General features: G+C 59.5%; 17 protein-coding genes and 1 rRNA gene. 10 read left to right on the top strand and 8 right to left on the bottom strand.

Annotated features, from left to right (window positions below; genetic code table 11):
- The first annotated feature begins 178 nt into the window (after window positions 1–178).
- Window positions 179–291, top strand: a 5S ribosomal RNA gene (gene rrf, locus WT97_RS02550).
- Between the two features lie 247 nt (window positions 292–538).
- On the opposite strand, the gene WT97_RS02545 is transcribed toward rrf, so the two are convergent.
- Entirely contained in the window at window positions 539–784 is a 246-nt protein-coding gene (locus tag WT97_RS02545) for a SymE family type I addiction module toxin (RefSeq protein ID WP_060352750.1), read from the bottom strand.
- Window positions 785–1328: 544 nt separating this feature from the next.
- Here WT97_RS02545 and WT97_RS02540 point away from each other — a divergent pair.
- From WT97_RS02540 to WT97_RS02525, 4 genes are read left to right on the top strand one after another with little or no spacing between them, the layout of a single operon-like run.
- Entirely contained in the window at window positions 1329–4406 is a 3078-nt protein-coding gene (locus WT97_RS02540; protein WP_060352746.1) for a type I restriction endonuclease subunit R, read from the top strand.
- On the top strand, window positions 4396–5649 hold the full coding sequence (locus WT97_RS02535; protein WP_179949741.1) for a restriction endonuclease subunit S: 1254 nt from the start codon (window positions 4396–4398) through the stop codon (window positions 5647–5649). Before WT97_RS02540 ends, WT97_RS02535 begins: the two co-directional genes overlap by 11 nt.
- Entirely contained in the window at window positions 5646–6860 is a 1215-nt protein-coding gene (locus WT97_RS02530) for an AAA family ATPase (RefSeq protein WP_060352744.1), read from the top strand. The genes WT97_RS02535 and WT97_RS02530 overlap by 4 nt, the downstream gene beginning before the upstream one ends.
- Window positions 6857–8476 carry a type I restriction-modification system subunit M gene (locus WT97_RS02525; protein WP_060352743.1) on the top strand — a complete coding sequence of 540 codons (1620 nt, stop codon included), beginning with the start codon at window positions 6857–6859 and terminating at the stop codon, window positions 8474–8476. The genes WT97_RS02530 and WT97_RS02525 overlap by 4 nt, the downstream gene beginning before the upstream one ends.
- A gap of 401 nt (window positions 8477–8877) precedes the next feature.
- Here WT97_RS02525 and WT97_RS02520 read toward each other — a convergent pair whose 3' ends face one another.
- The 6 genes from WT97_RS02520 to dnaA all read right to left on the bottom strand — a co-directional run bounded on the left by WT97_RS02520 (window position 8878) and on the right by dnaA (window position 19551).
- Window positions 8878–9867 (bottom strand): restriction endonuclease, encoded by a 990-nt coding sequence (locus WT97_RS02520; RefSeq protein WP_059700528.1) that lies wholly within the window; start codon window positions 9865–9867, stop codon window positions 8878–8880.
- Window positions 9868–10053: 186 nt separating this feature from the next.
- The gene (locus WT97_RS02515) at window positions 10054–11730 is read right to left on the bottom strand and encodes an RNA-binding domain-containing protein (protein ID WP_060352742.1); all 1677 of its coding nucleotides are present in this window, start codon (window positions 11728–11730) and stop codon (window positions 10054–10056) included.
- 321 nt (window positions 11731–12051) lie between these two features.
- Window positions 12052–13704 (bottom strand): restriction endonuclease subunit S, encoded by a 1653-nt coding sequence (locus WT97_RS33945; protein ID WP_257128440.1) that lies wholly within the window; start codon window positions 13702–13704, stop codon window positions 12052–12054.
- A gap of 325 nt (window positions 13705–14029) precedes the next feature.
- Window positions 14030–16504 (bottom strand): DNA topoisomerase (ATP-hydrolyzing) subunit B, encoded by a 2475-nt coding sequence (gene gyrB / locus WT97_RS02510; RefSeq protein WP_060352741.1) that lies wholly within the window; start codon window positions 16502–16504, stop codon window positions 14030–14032.
- 193 nt (window positions 16505–16697) lie between these two features.
- Window positions 16698–17804 (bottom strand): DNA polymerase III subunit beta, encoded by a 1107-nt coding sequence (gene dnaN, locus WT97_RS02505; RefSeq protein ID WP_034208731.1) that lies wholly within the window; start codon window positions 17802–17804, stop codon window positions 16698–16700.
- 169 nt (window positions 17805–17973) lie between these two features.
- Window positions 17974–19551: a chromosomal replication initiator protein DnaA gene (dnaA, locus tag WT97_RS02500; RefSeq protein WP_060352740.1), complete on the bottom strand. Its 1578-nt coding sequence runs from the start codon at window positions 19549–19551 to the stop codon at window positions 17974–17976.
- A gap of 421 nt (window positions 19552–19972) precedes the next feature.
- On the opposite strand from dnaA, the gene rpmH reads away from it, so the two are divergent.
- The 4 genes from rpmH (at window position 19973) to yidC (ending at window position 22593) form a co-directional block, all read left to right on the top strand.
- A complete protein-coding gene (gene rpmH / locus WT97_RS02495; RefSeq protein ID WP_004198824.1) occupies window positions 19973–20107 on the top strand; it encodes a 50S ribosomal protein L34 in 135 nt (44 codons plus the stop codon).
- A gap of 15 nt (window positions 20108–20122) precedes the next feature.
- Entirely contained in the window at window positions 20123–20584 is a 462-nt protein-coding gene (gene rnpA / locus WT97_RS02490) for a ribonuclease P protein component (RefSeq protein ID WP_060352739.1), read from the top strand.
- 75 nt (window positions 20585–20659) lie between these two features.
- Complete coding sequence (gene yidD / locus WT97_RS02485; protein WP_006489939.1) at window positions 20660–20926, top strand: membrane protein insertion efficiency factor YidD; 267 nt, start codon at window positions 20660–20662, stop codon at window positions 20924–20926.
- An 8-nt stretch (window positions 20927–20934) separates the two neighbouring features.
- Complete coding sequence (yidC, locus tag WT97_RS02480; RefSeq protein WP_060352738.1) at window positions 20935–22593, top strand: membrane protein insertase YidC; 1659 nt, start codon at window positions 20935–20937, stop codon at window positions 22591–22593.
- Between the two features lie 117 nt (window positions 22594–22710).
- Here yidC and WT97_RS02475 read toward each other — a convergent pair whose 3' ends face one another.
- Window positions 22711–23145 (bottom strand): transcriptional regulator, encoded by a 435-nt coding sequence (locus WT97_RS02475; RefSeq protein ID WP_059501495.1) that lies wholly within the window; start codon window positions 23143–23145, stop codon window positions 22711–22713.
- A 337-nt stretch (window positions 23146–23482) separates the two neighbouring features.
- Between WT97_RS02475 and mnmE the strand changes: the two genes are divergently transcribed.
- A complete protein-coding gene (gene mnmE / locus WT97_RS02470) occupies window positions 23483–24877 on the top strand; it encodes a tRNA uridine-5-carboxymethylaminomethyl(34) synthesis GTPase MnmE (protein WP_060352737.1) in 1395 nt (464 codons plus the stop codon).
- Window positions 24878–24932: the final 55 nt, after the last annotated feature.

Below are 24932 nucleotides of genomic sequence, written 5' to 3'. Positions count from 1 at the left end.
TCGGGTGTGTAAGCGCAGTAATGCGTTCAGCTAACCGATACTAATTGCCCGTAAGGCTTGATCCTATAACAAGTCTGTCTTAGCAGAACTTGTTGATTCTCGTGTGCGATACACACAACCTGATTACTGCTTCTTCCAAGATTGGTTGCGCTGCGAAGCAACGCAACAACCCCCTTTGCCTGATGACCATAGCGAGTCGGTCCCACCCCTTCCCATCCCGAACAGGACCGTGAAACGACTCTACGCCGATGATAGTGCGGATTCCCGTGTGAAAGTAGGTAATCGTCAGGCTCCCTAAGCCAGAAACCCCCGCCCGATCAGGCGGGGGTTTTTGCATTGGCGTGGCGGAAATGTGTAGTGAGCCTAGCATAGGTTGCAGCTTGTGCTGCAAGGCTACACGGCAGCGGACCTGAATGGCCGGCCCGCTGCAATTGCTGAGCAATCTCCGCTCGTCACAGTTACTAACGGTGCTGAAGTATCGGGCGCCGAGCTACCTAAGCGGTGTGACTTGCGACGCCCGCCATGGGCAACGCGCCGGTCACATCGGCGTGATGATGAGCCGCTTGTCCTCGACAGTAATCCGAACGCGTTCTCCGGCCTCGAATTCCGCGTCCTCAAGCCATACACCCGCCAATTTGATCCACGGGAAGTACGTCGTGTTCAGTTTCCGGTGCGCTCTGATGGCACGGAGAACCCTAGACAAGGAATGATGGCGCGCTGACTCTTGAACAGTGACGAAGCGTTCCGTTACGGGAGTACGTGACTTATGATTGGCCTTAGCCATTTCCGACTCCTGAGGTGAGTTGGTTGTGGTCAGCGGGTCGTATGGGTGGCAGCCCATGCGGCCCGCGCTTTTTGTGGTGACGCTGTTTGAGTCTACCTAACTGGGCATCTCGAAATATGGAAAATTCGACGAGTGGCCAAACGGCATAGCTTCTTGAGTATTCACCGCAGGAAATTACGGGTGAGAAGCGCCCGGCAGGCGAAAGGTAGCCTGGGCTAGAATAGAGGGCCTATAGCGGCAAGCCGTAAGCAGCTGGCAGAGCAGAACTCCGGAACGTTCCTGGACTCGGTCCGAGCCAAGTCTTCCGTTCGATGACGGGCCGTGGGGCGTGATCGCGCAAGGCAATCGTTACCGAGTGTGGATTTGCGAAGTCGGCGCTCGACCAGAGCCCGCGCATCAAGGCCTTCAACGACACATGCGCGGAACGTTGGAGCTCACACCGGCGAGCTTATAAGTGGCTGTAGTACATCCCAACGGACACAAAACATAGCGACCCGCCACCTGCATTGCCTTCCGATTCATAGCCAACGCACGTTCCTCCCCTATGCCTTCATCCAAGTTCACCTACGATTTGTCGTCCGGAGCACCGAGCCCCGTCGTCAAGGAAGAGCACATCGAATACGGCTTCCTTGGCAAGCTTCAGAACTTGAAGTATGAATATCGCGATGACATTCGCGATCGCGCCGCGCTGGAAAGGAACTTCCGGGAGAAATTCGAGGCCCTCAATCGAGTCAAGTTGACTGAAGCCGAGTTCGCCAGGCTCCTGGATGAAATAGTTACCCCGGATGTCTACATCGCTGCCAAGACCCTGCGCGGCATCAATGCCTTCACGCGCGACGACGGCACGCCGTTGAACTACACGCTGGTGAACATCAAGGACTGGTGCAAGAATCACTTCGAGGTCGTTCACCAGCTCCGCATCAACACCAACAACAGCCACCACCGCTACGACGTTCTCATCCTCATCAACGGCGTGCCCTGTGTGCAGATTGAGCTGAAAACCCTGGGTGTGAGTCCACGCAGGGCCATGGAGCAGATCGTCGAATACAAGCACGACCCAGGCAACGGCTACACCAAGACGCTGCTCTGCTTCATGCAGCTGTTCATCGTCAGCAACCGCGACCGAACCTACTACTTCGCTAACAACAACATCTGCCACTTCGCCTTCAATGCCGACGAGCGCTTTCTGCCCATCTATGAGTTTGCTGGCGAGGACAACCGCAAGATCACCCAACTCGACGAGTTCGCCGAACATTTCCTGAGAAAGTGCGACCTCGGCCGCACCATCAGCCGCTACATGGTGCTGCTTGCGGGTGAGCAAAAGCTTGTGATCATGCGGCCGTACCAGGTCTATGCCGTGCAACACATCGTCAAGTGCATCGACGAAGACAACGGCAACGGCTACATCTGGCACACCACTGGCAGCGGCAAGACGCTCACGTCCTTCAAGGCCTCTACCCTGTTGAAGGAAAACGAGCACATTCACAAGTGTGTGTTCGTCGTGGACCGGAAGGACCTTGACCGCCAGACACGGGAGGAATTCAACAGGTTCCAGGAAGGTTGCGTCGAAGAAAACACCAACACCGCCGCCCTCGTGCGCCGCCTGCTTTCAGAGGACTACGCCGACAAGGTCATCGTCACCACTATTCAGAAGCTCGGCCTCGCGCTGGACGAAAACAGCAAGCGCAATAAGAAGCGCAGCAAAAACGGCCAGGCTACCTACAAAGAGCAGCTCGAAGCACTGCGGGACAAGCGCATTGTCTTCATCTTCGACGAATGCCACCGTTCGCAGTTTGGCGACAATCACAAGGCCATCAAAGCATTTTTCCCGAAGGCGCAGCTCTTCGGTTTCACCGGCACGCCGATATTTGGTGGACTCAAGGGCAACGCCAGTCGCATAAAAATCGACGGTGAGGTGGCCTCGTATCGGACCACCGAGGAGCTCTTCCACAAGCAGCTCCACGCCTACACCATCACCCATGCTATTGAGGATGGCAACGTCCTGCGCTTCCACGTTGACTACTTCAAGCCCGAAGGTAAGAATCCACCAAAGCCCGGCGAAGCCATTGCCAAGAAGGCCGTCATCGAAGCCATTTTTGCCAAGCACGATGCAGCCACCGGCGGGCGCCGCTTCAACGCGATCCTCGCCACCGCGTCCATCAACGACGCCATCGAATACTATGCTCTGTTCAAGACCATGCAGGCGGACAAGCAGGCCACCGATCCCGATTTCAAGCCGCTGAACATTGCCTGCGTCTTTTCCCCACCTGCCGAGGGCGATCCAGACGTCAAGCAGATCCAAGAAGACCTGCCGCAGGAACAAGTGGACAACGAAGAAGATCCCGAGGGCAAGAAAGCTGCACTCAAGGCCATCCTCGCCGACTACAACGCCCGCTACGGCTCCAACCACCGCTTGAGCGAGTTCGACCTCTACTATCAGGAAGTGCAGAAACGCATCAAGGACCAGCAGTGGCCCAATGCGGACTATCCGGCCGCGCAGAAGATCGACATCACTATCGTGGTGGACATGCTGCTCACTGGCTTCGATTCCAAGTTCCTGAACACACTCTATGTGGACAAGAACCTCAAGCACCACGGCTTGATTCAGGCGTTCTCCCGCACCAATCGCGTGCTCAACGGCACCAAGCCCTATGGCAACATCCTCGATTTTCGCCAGCAGCAAGATTCCGTCGATGCCGCCATCGCGCTCTTCTCCGGCGAGAAGACCGGCGAGCAGGCTCGGGAAATCTGGCTCGTGGATAAGGCGCCAGTGGTCATCCAGAAGCTGGAGATTGCCGTGCAGAAGCTGGACGATTTCATGACGTCCCAGGGCCTTGCCTGCGCGCCTTCCGCTGTGGCCAACCTGAAGGGCGACGAGGCCCGCGCCGCCTTCATCGGCCACTTTAAGGAAGTCCAGCGACTCAAAACCCAGCTGGACCAATACACCGATCTCAGCGAAGACAACAAAGCCGCCATCGAGCAGGTGCTGCCTGATGAAATCCTGCGCGGCTTCAAAGGCCAGTATCTGCAAACTGCCAAAGAGCTCAGAACGCAGCAGGGCAGAGGGGCCAAGGAAGGTGATGGTTCCGGCACCGATGACCCCGTGGACCAGCTCGACTTCGAGTTTGTCCTCTTCGCTTCCGCCGTCATCGACTACGACTACATCATGGGCCTCATCGCCAAGTTCTCCGCCAAGGAGCCCGGCAAGGCCAAGATGACTCGCGAGGAACTCATCGGCCTCATCAGCGCCGATGCCAAGTTCATGAACGAGCGCGACGACATTGCCGAATACATTGCCACGCTCCAGGCGGGTGAGGGCCTGTCTGAGGCCGCTATCCGCGACGGCTATACCCACTTTAAGGCTGAGAAGAGCGCCAAGGAACTCGCCGACATCGCCGCGAAGCATGGCCTCCCCACCGCCGCCCTTCAAAGCTTCGTGGACGGCATCCTCGACCGCATGATCTTTGATGGCGAGCAACTTAGCGACCTCATGGCCCCGCTCGACCTCGGCTGGAAAGCCCGCACCCAGGCCGAACTCGCCCTCATGGATGACCTCCACTCTCTCCTCACTAAACGCGCCGGTGGCCGCGACATTTCAGGACTCAGTGCGTATGAGCAGTAAGAACAAGACCGCTACGGCAAAGGCAGAGGCGAAGCCTGCGCTGGTGCCGAAGCTGCGCTTTCCGGCGTTTCGGGAATCGGATGGTTGGGATGTCGATGCTCTCGGAACCCTGGCTACTTTCGTTAACGAGAAAACCGCTCTCGAACGAGTTACGGTCGAAAACTACGTCAGCACTGAAAACATGCTGCCGGACTACAGTGGAGTTGCCAAAGCTTCAAAACTGCCGACAACGGGATCAGTGACACGGTATAGAACACACGACACCTTGGTCTCCAATATTCGCCCCTATTTGAAGAAGGTTTGGGTTGCAGACAAGGAAGGCGGAGCGTCGAACGATGTCATCGTCATCAGAGCGAAGGAGAGGTTGCTCCCGCAATACTTCTCCTGGCTGCTTAAAAACGATGCCTTCATCGGCTACGTGATGACAGGCGCAAAAGGCGTGAAGATGCCAAGAGGCGATGTTGACTCAATGAAGGCGTATCCGGCGCTTTATCCCTCGAAAGCCGAACAACAAAAAATTGCCGACTGCCTGAGTTCGGTGGACGAGCTGATGGCCGCGCAAGCGCGGAAAGTGGACATGCTCAAGACCCATAAAAAAGGGCTGATGCAGCAGCTTTTCCCTCGTGAAGGCGAAACCCAACCCCGCCTCCGCTTCCCCAAATTCCAAAATACTGGGGAGTGGAACAAAGCGAAGCTTGGCAATCACGTAAAAATCCAGAGTGGCTACAGTCCATCGGGGTTTTCGCTGTCGTCGGAAGGACAATATGCATTTGTGAAGGTCGAAGATCTAAACAACTGTATCAAATATCAGGTAACTGGGCGAGAGTTCTGCAATGATTCAGATGGCGTAGTGCCAACGAATTCGATCCTCTTCCCAAAACGTGGAGCGGCAATCGAGCTCAATAAGATCAGAATCACTGCAGCGGAGATTCTGATCGATACGAATCTTATGGCGCTCACGCCAAAGAGCGGGCTACAGGTCGAGTTTCTCTACTATTATGTTTCTAATATCGGACTGTCTCACATCGCCGACACATCGACCATCCCCCAGATCAACAACAAGCACATCATTCCGTTTGACCTTCTTTTGCCCGAAGAAGCGGAACAACAACGCATCGCCTCATGCCTGAGCAGTCTTGATAAACTAATCACGGCCGAAACCCAAAAGCTCGAAGCTCTTAAGACCGACAAGAAAGGGCTTATGCAGCAGTTGTTCCCCTCACCAAGGGAGTCAGAGGCATGAGCGGTAAACCAACGATCAATACATATACTAATCTGCAGACACTCGCGAGAAAGCTGCGGTCTGACCTCACCGGGATTGAAGTCATCCTGCTCTATGCCTACAACCGCACAGGCAAGACTCGGCTCTCGATGGAGTTCAAGGACGCAGGCAAGCGCAAGACCAAGAAGAATCCGGACGGCATTGCCGACACCCTTTACTTCAATGCCTATACTGAAGACTTGTTCACCTGGGAGAACGATCTCGACGGTGACACTGTCCGGCAACTGCAGCTCAATCACCGCTCTACCTTCTTCAATGGCCTGAAAGACCTCGCGCTGGACGAAACGATTGCGAGCTACCTCGACCGCTATGCGGACTTTGATTTCGACATTGACTACGAGACCTGGAAGGTTTCTTTCCGCAAAGGTGAGGCCGAGAACATTAAGATCTCCCGCGGCGAGCAGAACATCTTCATCTGGTGCCTCTTCATGGCCATCTGTGAGCGGATGCTCGACGGACACATCTCCTATCAGTCGAACAAATATCTCTACATCGACGACCCCATCTCCTCACTGGACGACAACAACGCCATCGCCGTGGCCTGCGATCTCGCCCAACTCCTGCGCCGAGCTGCGAGCCGCAAAGCCCAGGACGGCACTCCCGCGCCCATCAAGGTTGTTTTCTCGTCCCATCACGCCCTTTTCTTCAACGTGATGTGCAATGAGATTGGCAGAGCGAAAGAGAGCGAACCGAGGGTGGCCCACAAGCGCTACTTCCTGCATCGCCCAAACGGAGACGGCGCATATACACTGCGGGCCACGGAGGACACGCCGTTTTTTCATCACGTCGCGTCACTCGCCGAGCTCCAACTTGCCGCGGCCCGCAGCACCGGCAAGCTCTACACCTTCCATTTCAACGCCCTGCGTAGCATCATGGAAAAGACTGCGTCGTTCTTCGGCCACGCTGACATTTCCTTCTGCCTCAAGGCGCTGAGCATCGAGGAAGACCGTGCACTCTACAACCGCGCGCTGAATCTACTCAGTCATGGCAAATACGCCATCCACGAACCGACCGAAATGGGCGAGGACAACAAAGATCTGTTCCGGCGCATTCTGGAAGATTTCACCACCAAGTTCCAATTTGACCTGCCTGACATTCTTGAGACAGCACTGACATCGACACCGGTGGCAGCACCTACACCAACCGCCGCCGCACCTGTCACGACCCCATGAACGAATTCAAACAAAAGCAACTTAACCAGACCCTTTGGAGCATCGCTGACCAACTGCGCGGGGCCATGGACGCGGACGACTTCCGCGACTACATGCTGTCCTTCCTTTTTCTACGCTACCTCTCGGACAATTACGAAACGGCGGCGAAGAAGGAGTTGGGACGGGACTACCCTGATGTGGGAAGCGACACCCGCAAGGTGCCGCTGGCGCTCTGGTATGCAAACAACGTTGACGACATCCCGGCGTTCGAGAAGCAGATGCGCCGCAAGGTGCATTACGTTATTCAACCTGCGCACCTCTGGAACAGCATCGCCAACTTGGCCCGCACCCAAAACGCAGAGTTACTGAACACGCTGCAAGCGGGCTTCAAGTACGTCGAGACGGAATCCTTCGAGAGCACCTTTCAGGGCTTGTTCTCCGAGATCGATCTGAATTCTCCCAAACTTGGCAAAACCTACACCGACCGGAACGCTAAGCTTTGTGCCATCATCCAGAAGATCGCCGAAGGGCTGGCGGAGTTCTCCACCGACATCGACGCGCTGGGCGATGCCTATGAATACCTGATCGGCCAGTTTGCCGCTGGGTCCGGCAAGAAGGCAGGCGAGTTCTACACCCCGCAGCAGATTTCCGACATCCTCTCCGCCATCGTTACGCTGGACAGCCAGGAGCCGAAAACCGGGACCAAAAAGCGGCTGGAAAGCGTGCTGGACTTTGCCTGTGGCTCTGGCTCGCTGTTGCTCAACGTGCGCAAGAAAGTGGCCAAGGCGAACGGCACCATCGGCAAAATCTTCGGCCAGGAGAAGAACATCACGACCTACAACCTCGCACGCATGAACATGCTGTTGCACGGGGTGAAGGACACGGAGTTCGAGATTTTCCATGGAGATACCCTGCTTAACGAGTGGGACATGATGCGGGAGCAGAATCCGGCCAAGAAGCCCAGCTTTGACGCCATCGTTGCCAACCCACCCTTCAGCTACCGCTGGGAACCGACCGAAGCGCTGGCCGACGACGTGCGCTTCAAGAGCCACGGCCTCGCGCCCAAGTCCGCTGCCGACTTCGCCTTCCTGCTGCACGGCTTCCACTACCTCAAAGACGAAGGCGTGATGGCCATCATCCTGCCGCACGGCGTGCTGTTCCGAGGTGGGGCGGAAGAACGCATTCGCACCAAGCTGCTGAAGGACGGGCACGTCGACACGGTGATCGGCCTGCCCGCCAATCTGTTCTATTCCACCGGCATCCCCGTCTGCATCCTGGTGTTGAAGAAGTGCAAGAAGCCGGACGATGTCCTGTTCATTAACGCAAGCGGGCCGGAGCACTTCGAGAAAGGCAAACGCCAGAACCAGCTCAAACCCGAGCACATCGCCAAGATCATCAAGACCTACCAGTTCCGCGAGGAAGAGGCGCGCTACTCACGCAAGGTGGAGATGGCCGAGATCGAGAGGAACGATTTCAACTTGAACATCTCGCGCTATATCAGTACGGCGGTGAACGAGACGGAGATTGTTCTCGATGAGACTCACCAAGAGCTGGTGGAGATTGAAAAGGCGATTGCGGCTGCGAAGGACAAGCACAACGCTTTCCTGCGAGAACTGGATTTGAAGCCGTTGCCATAGTCGCTCACACTGACTGGTCCGTGCAGGCCCTGGCCTTAGCCTGCACGGAGATGGTCTCGGCATGCTGCTGCACCAGGCGGCCCAGCGTGGTCTGCTCCGGGCGGCGGCGCTCGTGGTGAATAAGTGCGCCGTCCGGCGCTGCCGGTCGATGGCTTGCACGCAGGGCTCCAGGAAGATTGTGAACCGGAATGATCTCGAGCCTTATGCCGCGTCTCAACCGCTCCGAGCGTCGTCTACCAATGCGCGCCTGCCTCTGTCGCGTCTCGTTCCGCAGAGCTGGCCAGCCCGTTTGCTGATGTTGCCCTTGCTTGTCGCTGCCTGACTCTGAATCGTGACCTCATATTGTTGCGCGGCCGACTGGATTGCTACCTTGACCTGAGCCGTTTCTTATAGCCAAGCCATTAAGCTGGCCAGTAGAGCCGTTTCAGCGGAATGATGCGTTTCGTCTCCGCATCCGTCTTGTCGTAATGCTCGATAAGGGCACGGACAACATGATCGAGCGTCCACAACGCCAACGGGATTGAGGCGCGGTCGGCCTCGTATTGCGCGTCTTTGCTGAAACCACCCGTACTGACATAGAGACCGCGATCATCCTTGTGCCGGCCGCCGAGAAAACTCCGGATGTCCTGGCTTCCCATCTGTTCGCGCCGATGTTTGACTTCTACGACGATGCGCGGATGTTCAAAACCGAAGCCGTCAGGCGACGCAACGATATCCTTTCCTCGATCAGAGCCAGGTGGGGAGATCTGGGTTTTGTAGTTCATCGCGCGTAGGATGCCGGCAACCAACTGCTGCATCTCGTCCCAGTCGAGTTCGTTCACGCGATCCTTGATACGTTCCAGTGCTTGCGACTCGACATCGGCTAACGGATCTGCAATTTCCTCATCGTCTTCGTCTTCCGGGACAGTTGTGTTCCCTCCCAACGCAGCCAACACATCGGCCATAGCGTTCGAGGGAACCTCGAAGACGGTCAAGGTTGCGCCAAGGCTGTTCTTGGTCGAGGTTCCCAGTTTGTCGCGCGACAGTTCCTGAAACTGCCACTGTACCTTTCGAGCCAGAGGCATGTTTTGCTCTGCCCAGTCCGGATGGTGTTCAGCCGGCCCTGTAACCGTGCCAACCAGATAGGTGCGGTTGGCCGGTGAATAGGTGACGATCCAGTCGTTCTTTTGAATTTCGTTGACGAACCGCCATACCTGGGATGCACCTGAGACGACTGTCCCGTGCTTTGCCTGCGGCTCGGCCGATTTATACCGATCAATCAGCTGTTTGCGATCGATCCCCGGTTTGGCGTGTGCGGCTAGCTGGTTCCAGCCGATGGCTGCTACGCCGCGCTCACGAAACGCATCGTAGAGGCTGCCGCCCTCACCGCGCACCATCCACATACGGGCCATGTTTCCCTCTTTTTGCCATCTATTATCAAATCGGACCCCAATAATATCAGGACGCCCTTCTATTCGAGTTCAGCTACGGTGCTCGCTGCAACGCCTCCTCTCTGCTATCTCTCTGCAAATTTGGTGATGGCAGGCTTTTAAGTTATTGATTTGTATGGATTGTTTTGGGCGGCTCTCTGCGGAGCTCTAATTTTTCTCGGCATGTCTCTCTGCAAGCTGCCAGCACGGTGCCGCGTCCGATCCCGTATTCACGATCACACCCCGGCGACGGAGTTTGGTGATCAGGTTGCTGACCTTGTTGTACTTCTGCTTGTCCGTTAGAGCATCACTAAGTTTGTCGAGCAGCAACTTGTTGATTTCGGTGCGGTTTGCTTCGTCAAACTTCCTGAGGTAGTCGGTCAACAGCTTTGCATAGAACTCATCGTCTTGCGCACGCGTGCGGATGTAGTCGGCCTTGTTCGCCGTCGCTTCAGCCACAGCTGCAGACACGTAGTAGTTCGGCTTGCGACCTTCGATAAGTTTCATGCGCTTCAAGCGTGCCACCGCATCGTCGGGAATGGGGAGCTTCTTCTGTATGCGATCCAACGCTAACACGTCTGCCAGTGGCAGATCGGTCTGCTGGATCAATAAGCGACTGTATGCTGGGTCGACTACACCACCATAGATCGTTAGCTTCACTGCACCGGCCTCGTCCAGATCGTAGTCCGGCATCGGGAAATAACGCCGGGCCTGACGAGCGTACATGTCATGAATGCCGTACCCCATTGTGTCGATCATGTTCAGTTCGGCCATGGCTTGCGCCAGGAACGGGTTACGGTAGCGGCGGGGGATCTTGTTGCCCTCGAGGTAGTCGTCCGGTGAGCCTTCAAAGAAGCTACCTTCGTTTTCGAAAATCAATTGATCCGGACGCTCAGTTACCACGATACGACCGTTGCGAGCATAGTCCTGGTGCGCGATACAGTTGTGCAATGCTTCCAGCACGATCTTCTGGTCATACTTTGAGACTTCGATCGGTAGCAATTCGTCCAATGGCAACAGTCGAAGTTGGATGTTGCGAATACGTTGATACAGGTGCGATGTACTCAACAAGAAGGGCGGGCCAAAATGCTCGTAGGCTCGTTCTGGGCCGTCCAGCTTCCAGGTCAGTTGTGCCGGATGAGGTGACAGGCGCCACGTGGATTCAGCTTTGCCTAACAACAGTAATGTGGTGCGCGTAATCCGACCATTTTGGGTGATACGGGCGCGATCCAAGAACGTCGCTAGAGGCCAGTTCGCAACTTCATCCGGCGCAAAGCGGTTGGCATATTTTTGCCCGAAGGACTCTCGGGCCTTGCGTACCGCAGCCTCGTCTAGGTCATCAAGCACCGCGTCAACAACAACCTGTGCGGTCCAATCTTGCGAGATGGTTTGCTGGCGGATTTCGTCGAGCTTGTCCAAACCCAAAGGAATTCGACTCTCACCTGCGCGAGCGTAATAGTGGCCCTTCCAAGCGATGGGGATGCCCCGTGGGGCGGCGGGAATCTCGAATAACACTACGCGACCACAATCATCGTTCAGAGTATGAATGTTGCGGAATGTGATGCTCGGCTCAGTGCCTTGTGCGACTTGGTTCTTTAGGTTGTTGAGCCGATCCGGCTCTGGACGATAGTTCGTTCCTACGACGGCACGCGATTTGTCGTTGACGCCAAATACTAGCCAGGCGCGATCCGTGCCACGTAGGTTAGCTTCGTTGCACAACGCAGAGAAATACTCTCCGATCCTGTCCGTATCGTAGTCATTGCCTGCCTGTTTGAACTCCACGACCTCACTTTCCCACGCAGTGATCAACTGCCCAAGTAGGGCCTTCAGCTCTGATTGCTCCATGCCAATGCCCCTTAGATGTGCAGCGGTGCCGTGACCGTAGACGGCAGCTGCCGGCGATGGATCTTGACGGTCTCGTAATCGAAGTTGCTATCGTGGTGGAGCGCGGATTTGAGCCGGAAGGGCATGGGACTGAGTTTGGAGCGCGGAGATGCCGTAATCATAGCGTTATAGCGAGTTCGCTCGAGCGACGAAGTAGCTGGGCTGTTGATGTCACTTTGATGCGGGAAAGTCTCATCGCCGGTGACCGGGGTTATGTGGGAGGTGCCTGATGGCCAAAGCAGTATCCGAGCACGCGAGTTAGCTCTACGCATACGTTAGCCGTTACGCCCCAAAAAAATCGCCGGTTTTCGAGATTTCCTGCAGTGAGTCAGTTAACAATTGCGCTCGTTCCACTTCTAGCCGTTGAATTTCGACAGTCTTTTCGTTGATGGCCTTCAGCGCATTTACCGCTATTGCGCAGGTGTGATCAGTAGGAATTGGCACAGCAAGACCATTGAGGTCAGCAATTCGAATGTTACGCACTGTACTTCCAGTCACAATTGACCGCAGTCGTTCAATACCTGTTGGGCTCTTGAGGTAAAGGTAAAGTGCCTTCGCTTCCGCCGGGCTTTTTGCGCGTAATACCAAGCAGGAATTTGGTAGAAGTATCAACCCGTTGGTAGGCTGCTCGACAAGCCCCACCGCGCCGACTGTCCCCTTCACGACGATGATGATGTCTTCAGCTTCTAGGTCAGCTGCAGTTTCATGAGCTCTGCCGCGCTCGCTTTCACCATCCGGGCCACCCCTTGTTTCGACGTAACAGATATATGGGAACGCTCGCAGGATACTCTCGGTCGTCACTGCCGCGCTTGGTCTGCGCGTTCCTTCAGGCAATGCGATCGGACGAACAATGCGCACGAGGTCGCGTAGGGCTGTCTGTCCTCCAGCGTGGTAAGCGTCAGCTGAGGTATCTCCTAGTAGCATCCGTGGCAAAAGGGAGCCGACCTCCTGTGCTTGCCGGTATGAAATTAAGCGACCATTGTCGCCATCGTCCACACGTCTATTGACTATCTTTGCTGCGAGCGCGCGGCTGGATTCAACCTCTACTCGTCGTCCCCGACCACGGGTAGCTGGAGAGGCCTGTTCGGGCAAATTCATAACGAGCACGGACTGTCCCGTCACGGGATTCTGAAACGGTCTAAGCACTAACGCGGAATACTGGTGCGTCGCTAATGGTGTTGTGCCGCTAGGAAGCTCGAGTACCGATTCAACAAGTCCCGCGGACAGGAGGTCTCGTCGGAATTCAGCAGCCTTCCCCGTCCGATAGAGCATTGAACTCGGAACGAGCACTATAAGTCGCGTGACAGAGGCCCCGTACCCCAACATCACAGCGTGAAGGTCTTCACTGGCTGCATACGGCAGTTGTTTTACATGGGCACCGCCTGAAACTCCTGGTATGAGGGGGAGGGCGGCAATTAGGACGCCGTCATCGGTCCTTCCGTCTCGTCCTCGATTTGATTCCGGGCTGTCTCCATAGATCCCTCCCTCGGCGACCGTCCAGGCGGGAGTGCTCGCAATTTCGGCACACAGCTTTGGAACCTCAAAGTCCGAACAGTACTGTTCCACGAAGATGCCAGAGTTCACCAACCTTGACGCCACAAGGCAAAGCGGATCCTGCAGAATGATTGCGCGGGAATGCCCGCCTTCAATGACGAGGTCAGCCAAAAATTGCGCGATGTCGGGCGTAAGCATCGCTTCCCCGCGACGCCTAGCCGTGTCGGAAAGCGAAATCCAATCAAGAACCTCCGCAAGATGGGCCTTTGTGGTTTCGAGTGCCGCATCCAGACATGGCTTCGGCAGAAACAATTGATTCGATCGTGGTGAGCCTTCGTGTTGTATCTCGGCCAGCAGGGTAAGCGCCGCACGATATGCGTCCGGCACGCCGTTGTTGCTTAAGGTCGAGACTAGCTCTCGAAAGAGACCGATCTTATCCATCACTTCTGCTTTCCGCTATTCTCCGCGCTGCTTCCCTCTGCATGCGGCCGACTATCGACCGTGAGGTGAAAGTCGAGCTTTACCGGTGGCAGATTCACAGGATGCAACGTAAGCACGGTGGCCACAACTACCCAGATGGGCTGCCGGGTATGTCGGCGCATTTCTGAAGGCTGGATTTTCATGTCTGTTCCCCTAGTACGATGTACTTGCAAATCATGACATGAAATATTCGTCGCGCGCAACATCACGCCCGACGAAAAAAGAAAAAAGACCCATAAGCTTTCAACTTATGGGTCTGCTTTTAGGTTGCTATCTACGGCGTGAGTTAAACGTCAATATTCCCCGCCCGCAACGCATTCGACTCGATAAACGCCCGCCGCGGCTCGACATCATCCCCCATGAGGGTAGTAAAGATCCCATCCGCCGCGATCGCGTCTTCGATCTGTACACGCAGCAGACGCCGTACTGCCGGATCCATCGTCGTTTCCCACAGCTGCTCGGGGTTCATCTCGCCGAGGCCCTTATAGCGTTGCTTCGACACGTTCCGCTCAGCATCCGCCAGCAGCCACTTCATCGCGCTCTTGAAGTCCGCGACAGCCATGCTGCGTTCCCCACGCTTGATGACTGCACCTTCTCCAATAAGTCCCTTGAACGTATTCGCGGTGGTCACGAGCTGCTGATAATCCGCCGTGTGCTGGAATTCCTGGTCGATGACCGAAACCCGCACATTACCGTGATGCGTCCGTTCGACATGCAGCGCCCGCTGTTCACGAACTGGGTCATACGAAGGCACGACCCGCACTTCATTCTTCAGCGCGTCGTCATGCAACGCCGCGTGCAGCGCCTTAGCCGAAGCCTCGGTCGAAGCCTCGCTGGAGAGATCGATCACCACCCCATCCATGACCGCTTCCAGCGCCGCCGGGTCATACAACCGGCTCAACCGCTCGATCACGCTCTGCGACAGCAGATACGACCGTGCCAGTTCCCCAAGCGCATCGCCCGAAATCGCCGCGGCATTCTCACCCGGCACGAGCTCCGACCCTTGCAGCGCCAACCGCAGCATGTGCGCGTTGAGCTCCACATCATCCTTCAGATACCGCTCATCCTTACCCGCCTTGATCTTGTAAAGCGGCGGCTGCGCGATATACACATAGCCGCGTTCGATCATGTCCGGCATCTGGCGATAGAGGAACGTGAGCAGCAGCGTCCGGATGTGCGCACCGTCGACGTCCGCGTCGGTCATGATGATGATGCGGTGATAGCGCAGCTTCTCGAGGTTGTAATCGTCCTTGCCGATGCCGCACCCAAGCGCGGTCACGAGCGTGACGATCTGTTCCGACGACAGCAGCTTGTCGTAGCGTGCCTTCTCGACGTTCAGCACCTTGCCGCGCAGCGGCAGAATGGCCTGGAACTTCCGATCACGCCCTTGCTTGGCCGACCCACCTGCCGAGTCACCCTCGACGATGTAGATTTCGCACTTCGCCGGGTCCTTCTCCTGACAGTCCGCGAGCTTGCCGGGCAGACCAACACCGTCGAGCACGCCCTTGCGACGCGTCATCTCACGCGCCTTCCGCGCTGCATCCCGCGCCCGCGCAGCTTCAACAATCTTCCCGCAAATGATCTTCGCGTCGATCGGCGTCTCGAGCAGAAATTCTTCCAGCGCCTTCGCCACAACTTCCTCAACCGGCGCACGAACCTCGGACGAAACCAGCTTGTCCTTCGTCTGCGAGCTGAACTTCGGCTCCGGCACCTTCACGGACAGCACGCACGACAGCCCTTCGCGCATGTCGTCGCCGGTCGTCTCGACCTTCGCCTTCTTCGCGATTTCGTTGTCGGTGATGTACTTGTTGATGACGCGCGTCATCGCGGCCCGCAGGCCGGTCAGGTGCGTGCCGCCGTCACGTTGCGGAATGTTGTTCGTGAAGCACAGCACGTTTTCGTTGTAGCTGTCGTTCCACTGCATCGCGACTTCGACGCCCACGCCATCCTTCTCGCCGTTGGCGAAGAACACCGTCGGGTGCAGCGTGCTCTTGGTCTTGTTGATGAACTCGACGAAGCCCTTCACACCGCCGGCGAACGCGAAATCGTCTTCCTTGCCCGAACGCAGATCGGTGAGACGAATCCGCACGCCGTTGTTCAGGAACGAAAGCTCGCGCATCCGCTTCGCGAGGATGTCGTAGTGATACTCGACCGTGCCGAAAATGGTCGGATCGGCCATGAAGTGCACTTCGGTGCCGCGGTTCTCGGTGTCGCCGGTCACGAGCATCGGCGACACTTCCACGCCGTCCACCACCTCGATCACGCGATCCTGCGCGACGCCGCGGTGGAACTCCATGAAGCGCTTCTTGCCGTCGCGGCGCACGGTGAGGCGCAGCCAGCTCGACAGCGCGTTCACGCACGACACGCCCACGCCGTGCAGGCCGCCCGACACCTTGTAGCTGTTCTGGTCGAACTTGCCGCCGGCGTGCAGCTCGGTCATCACGATCTCGGCGGCGCTGCGCTTCGGCTCGTGCTTGTCGTTCATCTTCACGTCGGTCGGAATCCCGCGGCCGTTGTCGACCACGGAAATCGAGTTGTCGGCGTGAATCGTCACGTGGATGTCGTTGCAGTACCCGGCCAACGCTTCGTCGATCGAGTTGTCGAGCACCTCGAACACGAGGTGGTGCAGACCGGTGCCGTCCGACGTGTCGCCGATGTACATCCCGGGGCGCTTGCGCACCGCTTCCAGCCCCTCGAGGATCTGGATCGACGAGGCGCCGTAGCTGCTGTTATCGGGTTGCGAATTGTGCTGTTCACTCATGGATATCTTCCGGTTCTGCGGGGCCACTCTCGTGGCGGCGCGGTGCGTTTCAGCGGGGGGAAATCGCCGGCCGCTCGAGTTTCCTGGCCCGCCCCGGGCGCCGAAAAGGCACCGAAGGGGCGGGTTGTCGGTTCGCCATAAAAACGCCAAAGGGGCTTGCCGCCCCCTGGTGTGTGTCGCGATGTCGAGCGCGTCAGATGCGCATCGGCATCACGACATACTTGAACTCGTCGTTCTCGGGCACGGTGATCAGTGCGCTCGAGCTGGCGTCGCCGAGGCTCACCTGCACGGTGTCGACCTTCAGGTTCGCGAGCACGTCGAGCAGATACGTGACGTTGAAGCCGATGTCGACGGTATCGCCCTGGTAGGCGATTTCGAGTTCTTCCTGCGCCTCTTCCTGATCGGCGTTGGTCGACATGATCTTCAGCTGGCCCGGCGCGACGATGCAGCGCACGCCCTTGAACTTGTCCGAGGTCAGGATCGCCGCGCGCTGCAGCGAACGCTGCAGTTCTTCGCGGCCGATCTCGAACGTGTTCTTGTGCGCCTTCGGGATCACGCGCTGGAAGTCGGGGAACTTGCCCTCGACGAGTTTCGACACGAGCTCGACCTGGCCGAACGTGAACTTGGCCTGGGTTTGCGCGATGTCGATGGTGACGGTGTCGTCGATGTCCTCGAGCAGGCGCTGCAGTTCGAGAATCGTCTTGCGCGGCACGATGACTTCCTGGCGGCCGAACGTGCCGCCTTCAAGCTTCATCGACGAGAACGCGAGGCGGTGGCCGTCGGTGGCCACGGCCATCAGCTGGTCGCCGTCGACGACGAGCAGCATGCCGTTCAGGTAGTAGCGGATGTCCTGCTGCGCCATCGCGAAGTGCACCATGCCGAGCAGCTGACGGAACGACTTCTGCGGGACGGTGAGCGTGGCGCCGAAATCCTTCGCCTGCGCGACGGTCGGGAACTCGTCGGCCGCCAGCGTCTGCAGTGCGAAACGGCTCTTGCCCGATTGAACGGTGAGGCGCTTGTCGGCGAGCGACAGCGTGACCTGGCCGTCAGGCATCGCGCGCAGGATGTCGAGCAGCTTGCGGGCCGCGACGGTGGTCGCGATCTGGTCGCCGCCGACGCCGAAATCGGCGCGCGTGGTGATCTGCAGCTCCAGGTCGGTCGACAGGAATGAAACGTCCGGGCCGTTCTTGGTGATCAGCAGGTTGGCGAGGATCGGCAACGTATGGCGGCGTTCGACGATGCCGCTGACCGTTTGCAGCGGCCTGAGGAGGGTGTCTCGTTCGGTCTTGACCAGTTGCATAGAGTTCCTTCGTTGAGTAACGGCCTGCAGCGCAGCAGCCACGCAGCGCCCCGCCGGCCGGGCTCTTGGCCCGCCACCACCGGGGCGGTCAAACCAGTATTGTGCCTCAAAACCGAACCGCCCCCCTTAAATTGGGGCGGAGGCCGAATTATCAAGCGCGCCGGCCCGTTCAGCCCTTCAGTGTCTGTTCCAGCACGTGCAGCTCGTGATTGAGCTGCGCGTCCTTGCTGCGCTCGTCGGCAATCTTGCGCACCGCGTGCAGCACGGTCGTGTGATCGCGCCCGCCGAACAGCTCGCCGATCTCCGGCAGGCTCTTCTGCGTGAGTTCCTTCGCCAGGTACATCGCAATCTGCCGCGGCCGCGCGATGTTCGCGGGGCGCTTCTTCGAGTACATGTCCGCGACCTTGATGTTGTAGAAGTCGGCGACGGTCTTCTGGATGTTCTCGACCGAAATCTGCCGGTTCTGCACGGTCAGCAGGTCCTTCAGCGCTTCCTTGGTCAGCTCGATCGAGATCTCGCGGCCATGGAACTTCGAATACGCGAGGATCTTGCGCAGCGCGCCTTCGAGTTCGCGCACGTTCGAGCGCAGGTGCTTCGCGACGAAGAACGCGACGTCTTCCGACAGGTTCACGCCTTCCGATTGCGCCTTGCGCATCAGGATCGCGACGCGCATCTCGAGCTCGGGCGGCTCGATCGCGACGGTGAGGCCGGAGTCGAAGCGCGAGATCAGGCGATCGTCGATGCCCGAGATTTCCTTCGGATACGTGTCGCTGGTGATGATCACCTGCGCCTTGTTCGCGACGAGCGCCTCGAACGCATAGAAGAATTCCTCTTGCGTGCGCGACTTGCCGGAGAAGAACTGGATATCGTCGATCAGCAGCAGGTCGAGCGAGTGGTAGTAGCGCTTAAAGTCGTCGAACGCCTTGCGCTGGTACGCCTTCACCACGTCCGACACGTACTGTTCCGCGTGGATGTAGCGGATCCGCGCACCGGCCTTGTCGAGCAGCAGCTGGTTGCCGATCGCGTGGATCAAGTGGGTCTTGCCGAGGCCGACGCCGCCGTACAGGAACAGCGGGTTGTACGAGATGCCGGGGTTGTCGGCGACCTGGATCGCGGCGGCGCGCGCGAGCTGGTTCGCTTTACCGGTCACGAAGTTGTCGAACGTGAGCACCGGGTTCAGCTTCGAACGTTCGTACATCGAATCGGCTTCGCCGCCGTTGGCGGGCGCGGCGCCCGGGCCCGGACGCCACGTGCGGCGGCCCGCCGCCGCTTCGTGCGCGGGCAGGCTCGGCAGATCGATGTCGGCGTCGTCGGCGTTCAGATGGTGCGCGGCGGCCGCGGACGGCGTCATCGGTACGTCGGCCGGCGCGCTGGGCGCCGCGGCGGCATGCGCGGTCAGGTTGGCGGCAATCGCGGCGACCGTCGCGGCCGGGCCGCTCGGGGCCAGCGGCGCACGCGGGGCGGCCGGTGCGGCGCTCGCAGGTGCGCTGCGCATGCCGGCCTTCGGATCGAGGACGAACTGGACTTCGATCGGCGTGTTCCAGAATTCTCGGGCCAGATCGGAGATGCGGCCCGAAAACTGGCTCTTGACCCAGTCCAGCTTGAAGCGGTTCGGCGCGGCGATGGACAGCGTGTTCGCCGACGCATCGAAGGCCACCGGGGCCAAGGGTTTGATCCACGTCACGTACTGCTGGGGCGTCAGCTCGCGCTCCAGCAGTGCGGAACAGTGTTGCCAGAAATCGTTCATCAAGTAGCTGTCGTTTTTTGCATGCACAGCGCGGCTCGCCGGCGCCCTTGTCGCGGTTGCGCAACAAGGCCCGAAGCGGTCGTGCGAGCGTGCCTCGGACGCCTGCGTCACAGTCCTGGAGGGGCAGGCGGGCGCCGAAGCGGCGTGCGGGATTCTTGGAGATAAGGCGAGATTCTAACGCCAAACGCGGCCACAGCGGGACTTATCCACAGGCTGGGATTGTGGGTCGCGGGGCCGGATCGGAGCGGGCCGGCACAGGCGGACGACTCCTAAAGTATTGACCGTCAAGAGAAAAACGGTTTAAATAGCGGGTTCCGCGAAAACCAATCCTGTATTCCCGGCGATTGCGTTCGCCCGAATGCCTCCGGTTAAGGGCACGCGGTCCCCTGAATTTCGACATTCTCGAACAAGTGAGAACATCATGAAACGTACTTACCAACCGTCCGTGACGCGCCGCAAGCGCACCCATGGCTTCCGTGTCCGCATGAAGACGGCAGGCGGCCGCAAGGTCATCAACGCTCGCCGCGCGAAGGGCCGCAAGCGCCTCGCCATCTAAGGCAGGTTGCGCGCTGTGTCCGCCGTCCGCAGCCCTGCGGAAGGTGCCGTCGAGCCGGATGCGAATCCGTCGCAGACGAAAGCCGCCTTCCCGAAAGCTGCGCGACTTCTGAAAACGGATGAATTTTCATCCGTTTTTCGTTTGCGCCCCTGGCGGCGTTCCGCGCACTTCGTGATTTACGGCAAGCCGACCGGTCAGCCCGCGCGTCTGGGGCTCGTCATCGGCAAGAAGTATGCGCCGCGAGCGGTGACCCGTAACCTCGTGAAGCGGCTGGCGCGCGATGCGTTTCGCTTGCGCCGGGCCGAATTCGCCGGTTACGACCTGCTGCTGCGGCAGCACACGCGCTTCGACAAGAAAGCGCTGCCGAGCGCGGCTTCCGCCCCGCTCGCGGCGATGTGTGCGGCCGAGATCCGCGAGCTGCTCGACAGGGCAGCCCGGGAGATCGCCCGCCGCGCGTCGAAGCCCGCGTCCGAGTGACGCATCCGTGCCCGGTGCGGCGTTCGCGCCCGCCCGGCCGGTTTTGACGCGGCGTCGTACGGCGCCGCCCAAGGTATGAAAACGGTATTGATCGCGTTGCTGCGCTTCTACAAGGTTGCCGTGAGCCCGATGCTCGGCAACCGTTGCCGTTTTTATCCTTCCTGTTCGGATTACGCGCGCGAGGCAATCCAGTATCATGGCGCCGCGCGCGGCACGTATCTCGCCGTCAGGCGCGTGTGCCGATGCCATCCGTTTTCCGCGGGCGGCATCGACCTCGTCCCGCCGCCCAACTCCGACACTCGCGCTCGCGGCGAAGCCGACGCGCGGTCCCATCGACTCTGAGACAACGCATGGATATCAAACGCACCGTCCTATGGGTGATCTTCTTCATGTCAGCTGTCATGCTGTACGACAACTGGCAGCGGGACCATGGACGCCCGTCGATGTTCTTCCCGAGCGCCACGCACACGGCCCCGGTCGCTGCCGGCGGCGCATCGGGCACGGGCGCGACGACCGCAGGTGACGTGCCTGCCGCCGCAGCCGGCGCCGCACCGTCGACGACGGCCCCGGCCGCGCAGGCGCAGCTCGTGAAATTCTCGACCGACGTGTACGACGGCGAAATCGACACGCGCGGCGGCACGCTCGCGAAGCTGACGCTGAAGAAGCAGGGCGACGGCAAGCAGCCCGACCTGTACATCACGCTGTTCGACCACACGGCCGGCCACACGTATCTCGCACGCACGGGCCTCGTCGGCGGCGATTTCCCGAATCACACGGACGTCTACACGCAGATCGATGCGGGCCCGACGTCGCTGACGGGCGATCAGAACACGCTGAAGCTGTCGTTCGAATCGCCGGTGAAGGGCGGCGTGAAGGTCGTGAAGACCTACACGTTCACGCGCGGCAGCTACGTGATCGGCGTCGACACCAAGATCGACAACGTCGGTACGGCGCCTGTGACGCCGAGGCTCTATATGGAGCTGGTCCGCGACAACACGCCGGTCGAAACGCCGATGTTCTCGCATACGTTCCTCGGGCCGGCGGTCTATACGGATGCGAAGCACTTTCAGAAGATTGACTTCAGCGATCTCGACAAGAACAAGGCGAACTTCGAGACCTCTGCCGACAATGGCTGGATCGCGATGGTGCAGCACTACTTCGCGTCGGCGTGGATTCCGCAGCAAGGCGCGAAGCGTGAGATCTACGCGAAGAAGTTGGACGGGTCGCTCTATCGCATCGGCGTAGAGCAACCGGTCGCCGCGATCGCGCCGGGCCAGTCGGCCGACGTGCAGGCGCGCCTGTTCGCCGGTCCGGAAGAAGAGCGCATGCTCGAAGGCATCGCGCCCGGCCTGGAGCTCGTGAAGGACTACGGTTGGGTGACGATCATCGCGAAGCCGCTGTTCTGGCTGCTCGAGAAGATCCACAGCTACGTCGGCAACTGGGGTTGGGCGATCGTGCTGCTGACGGTGCTGATCAAGGCCGTGTTCTTCCCGCTGTCGGCGGCGAGCTACAAGTCGATGGCGCGCATGAAGGAAATCACGCCGCGCATGCAGGCGCTGCGCGAACGCTTCAAGAGCGATCCGCAGAAGATGAACGCCGCGCTGATGGAGCTGTACAAGACCGAGAAGGTCAATCCGTTCGGCGGCTGCCTGCCGGTCGTGATCCAGATCCCGGTGTTCATCTCGCTGTACTGGGTGCTGCTCGCCTCGGTCGAAATGCGCGGCGCGCCGTGGATTCTGTGGATTCATGACCTGTCGCAGCGCGATCCGTTCTTCATCCTGCCGGTGCTGATGGCCGTGTCGATGTTCGTGCAGACGAGCCTGAACCCGACGCCGCCGGATCCGGTCCAGGCGAAGATGATGAAGTTCATGCCGATCGCGTTCTCGGTGATGTTCTTCTTCTTCCCGGCCGGTCTCGTGCTGTACTACGTCGTGAACAACGTGCTGTCGATCGCGCAGCAGTACTACATCACGCGCAAGCTCGGCGGCGTCAAGAAGAAGCCGGCCTGACGTCCGTTGCATTCGCGGGCGGCCAGCCGCCCGCGATGCTCGCAAAAAAAGCCGCATGGTTCGTGACCATGCGGCTTTTTGTTTCCCGGCGACGGCGGCGCGCGCGGTTGCTGCCGTTCAGGCTTTCTTCGCTTCGGGTTTCGGATCGCCGTAGAACTGCTCGACCAGTTCCTGAACGAGGTAGCGCTGGTGGGGAGACAGCGCTTCGATCTTCGATGCGAGTTCAATCGTCTCGGGCGTCGGCGGATAGCGTTCGTCGCGCGGCAGCGGTTGCGGCGTCGGATGTTCGATCACGCTTGGCGACGGCCCGTAATGCAGCCAGTGCACTTCGACGCGCAACCATTCGGCAAGCGTTTCGAGTTTGTCCGACGTCGGGATCGTGCGGCCCGTCAACCATTTGTGCGCGGTTTGCGGCGAAACGGGATGCGTTCCGCGATGGCGCAGATTGAATCGGTTCGCCAGCTCCGTCGCGCCCGTGACCTTCTCCGGGCTGCGCCGCAGGGCAAATTTCAGGCGTTCCGAGAACGCGGCTTTTTCTTCGGATGTCGGCATGGGGAGATTGTGCAATTCCATCGCCGCGTCTCAGACAACCATATGAGATAAACGTATCTTATTCGGACGAATCCCGGCCCTGATCAGGATGGGCGGTGAAATTGAGGGACGCAGTGCCGAGCCCCTCCGGCACGCATACTCGTCCGAAATGGCCGGTGTGTGATGATGCCGGACTAATACTTGGCTTATCCCCGGCGGGATAAATTCGGGCGAGTCCGAATCCGGCGCCGCGGCCGGTGGCGGGCGAGCCGGCACGCTACAATGCCGGCGTTCCGATGCCCGAACTGTTGTGCGGGCGCGCCATTGACCCGCTGATTACCCGATTTCTCCGATTCCCATGCTCGCTACCGATTCCGATCCGATCGTCGCCATTGCCACTGCTGCCGGCCGGGGCGGCATCGGGGTCGTCCGCGTGTCGTTCGGGCGCGGCGGCGAGGCGGCCGCGCTGCCGCTGATCGACGCGTTGTGCGGGCAGAAGCTCGCGCCGCGTCATGCGAGCTACGTGCCGTTCCTCGACGCGCACGGCGCGCCGCTCGACCGCGGGATCGCGCTGTATTTCCCGGCGCCGCATTCGTATACCGGCGAGCACGTGCTCGAACTGCAGGGGCATGGCGGGCCGATCGTGATGCAGTTGCTGCTGCAGCGCTGCCTGGATGCGGGGCGCGGCTTCGGGCTGCGGCTCGCGGAGCCGGGCGAGTTCACGCGGCGCGCGTTCCTGAACGACAAGCTCGACCTCGCGCAGGCCGAGGCCGTTGCCGACCTGATCGAGGCGAGCACCGAGGCGGCCGCGCGCTCGGCCGGGCGTTCGCTCGACGGCGCGTTCTCGCGGCAGATCCATGCGCTCGTCGACGATGTGATCGCGCTGCGGATGCTGGTCGAGGCGACGCTCGATTTTCCGGAGGAGGAAATCGACTTCCTCGAAGCGGCCGACGCGCGCGGCAAGCTCGCGAAGATCCGTGCGCAGCTCGCGCACGTGCTCGGCGATGCGCGGCAGGGCGCGCTGTTGCGCGAAGGGCTGTCGGTCGTGCTCGCGGGGCAGCCGAACGTCGGCAAGTCGTCGCTGCTGAATGCGATGGCGGGCGCCGAGCTGGCGATCGTCACGCCGATCGCCGGAACGACGCGCGACAAGGTGGCGCAGACGATCCAGGTCGAAGGGATTCCGCTGCACATCATCGATACGGCCGGGCTGCGCGAGACGGAGGACGAAGTCGAGCGGATCGGCATTGCGCGCACGTGGAGCGAGATCGAGCGTGCGGATGTCGTGCTGCATCTGCTCGATTCGCGCACGGGGATGACGCCGGACGACGGGACGATCGCGGCGCGGTTTCCGGCCGGCGTGCCGGTGGTGCGCGTGCTGAACAAGACGGACCTGACCGGCGTGCCGGCGTGCGTCGAGCATCCGACGGCGGAAGGTGACCTGACCGAGGTCCATCTGTCGGCCAAGCGCGGCGACGGGATCGACATGCTGCGCGCGGAGCTGCTGCGGATCGCCGGATGGCAGGCGGGGGCCGAGGGCGTTTATCTGGCGCGCGAGCGGCATCTGATCGCGCTGCGGGCTGCGCAGGCGCATCTTGCGCAGGCGGCCGATCATGCGGAGCAGCGCGCGCAGTCGCTCGATCTGTTTGCGGAAGAGCTTCGGCTCGCGCAGGAGCAGCTCAATTCGATTACCGGGGAGTTCACTTCCGATGACCTGCTCGGGGTGATTTTCAGCAGGTTTTGTATCGGGAAGTGAGCGGACACTGAACTGTACGTTGCAGCTGCCAGCGGCGTGCCATCGAGTATGAACA

Source organism: Burkholderia sp. MSMB1459WGS, assembly GCF_001534535.1.
Taxonomy (GTDB): Bacteria; Pseudomonadota; Gammaproteobacteria; order Burkholderiales; family Burkholderiaceae; genus Burkholderia.
Note: the sequence above shows the minus strand (reverse complement) of the source record. Positions and strands in the feature narration are given on the sequence as shown.

Coding starts and splice junctions, on each gene's coding strand:
- WT97_RS02545 (WP_060352750.1), bottom strand. CDS start 784: ATGGCTAAGGCCAATCATAAGTCACGTACTCCCGTAACGGAACGCTTC.
- WT97_RS02540 (WP_060352746.1), top strand. CDS start 1,329: ATGCCTTCATCCAAGTTCACCTACGATTTGTCGTCCGGAGCACCGAGC.
- WT97_RS02535 (WP_179949741.1), top strand. CDS start 4,396: ATGAGCAGTAAGAACAAGACCGCTACGGCAAAGGCAGAGGCGAAGCCT.
- WT97_RS02530 (WP_060352744.1), top strand. CDS start 5,646: ATGAGCGGTAAACCAACGATCAATACATATACTAATCTGCAGACACTC.
- WT97_RS02525 (WP_060352743.1), top strand. CDS start 6,857: ATGAACGAATTCAAACAAAAGCAACTTAACCAGACCCTTTGGAGCATC.
- WT97_RS02520 (WP_059700528.1), bottom strand. CDS start 9,867: ATGGCCCGTATGTGGATGGTGCGCGGTGAGGGCGGCAGCCTCTACGAT.
- WT97_RS02515 (WP_060352742.1), bottom strand. CDS start 11,730: ATGGAGCAATCAGAGCTGAAGGCCCTACTTGGGCAGTTGATCACTGCG.
- WT97_RS33945 (WP_257128440.1), bottom strand. CDS start 13,704: ATGGATAAGATCGGTCTCTTTCGAGAGCTAGTCTCGACCTTAAGCAAC.
- gyrB (WP_060352741.1), bottom strand. CDS start 16,504: ATGAGTGAACAGCACAATTCGCAACCCGATAACAGCAGCTACGGCGCC.
- dnaN (WP_034208731.1), bottom strand. CDS start 17,804: ATGCAACTGGTCAAGACCGAACGAGACACCCTCCTCAGGCCGCTGCAA.
- dnaA (WP_060352740.1), bottom strand. CDS start 19,551: ATGAACGATTTCTGGCAACACTGTTCCGCACTGCTGGAGCGCGAGCTG.
- rpmH (WP_004198824.1), top strand. CDS start 19,973: ATGAAACGTACTTACCAACCGTCCGTGACGCGCCGCAAGCGCACCCAT.
- yidD (WP_006489939.1), top strand. CDS start 20,660: ATGAAAACGGTATTGATCGCGTTGCTGCGCTTCTACAAGGTTGCCGTG.
- yidC (WP_060352738.1), top strand. CDS start 20,935: ATGGATATCAAACGCACCGTCCTATGGGTGATCTTCTTCATGTCAGCT.
- WT97_RS02475 (WP_059501495.1), bottom strand. CDS start 23,145: ATGCCGACATCCGAAGAAAAAGCCGCGTTCTCGGAACGCCTGAAATTT.
- mnmE (WP_060352737.1), top strand. CDS start 23,483: ATGCTCGCTACCGATTCCGATCCGATCGTCGCCATTGCCACTGCTGCC.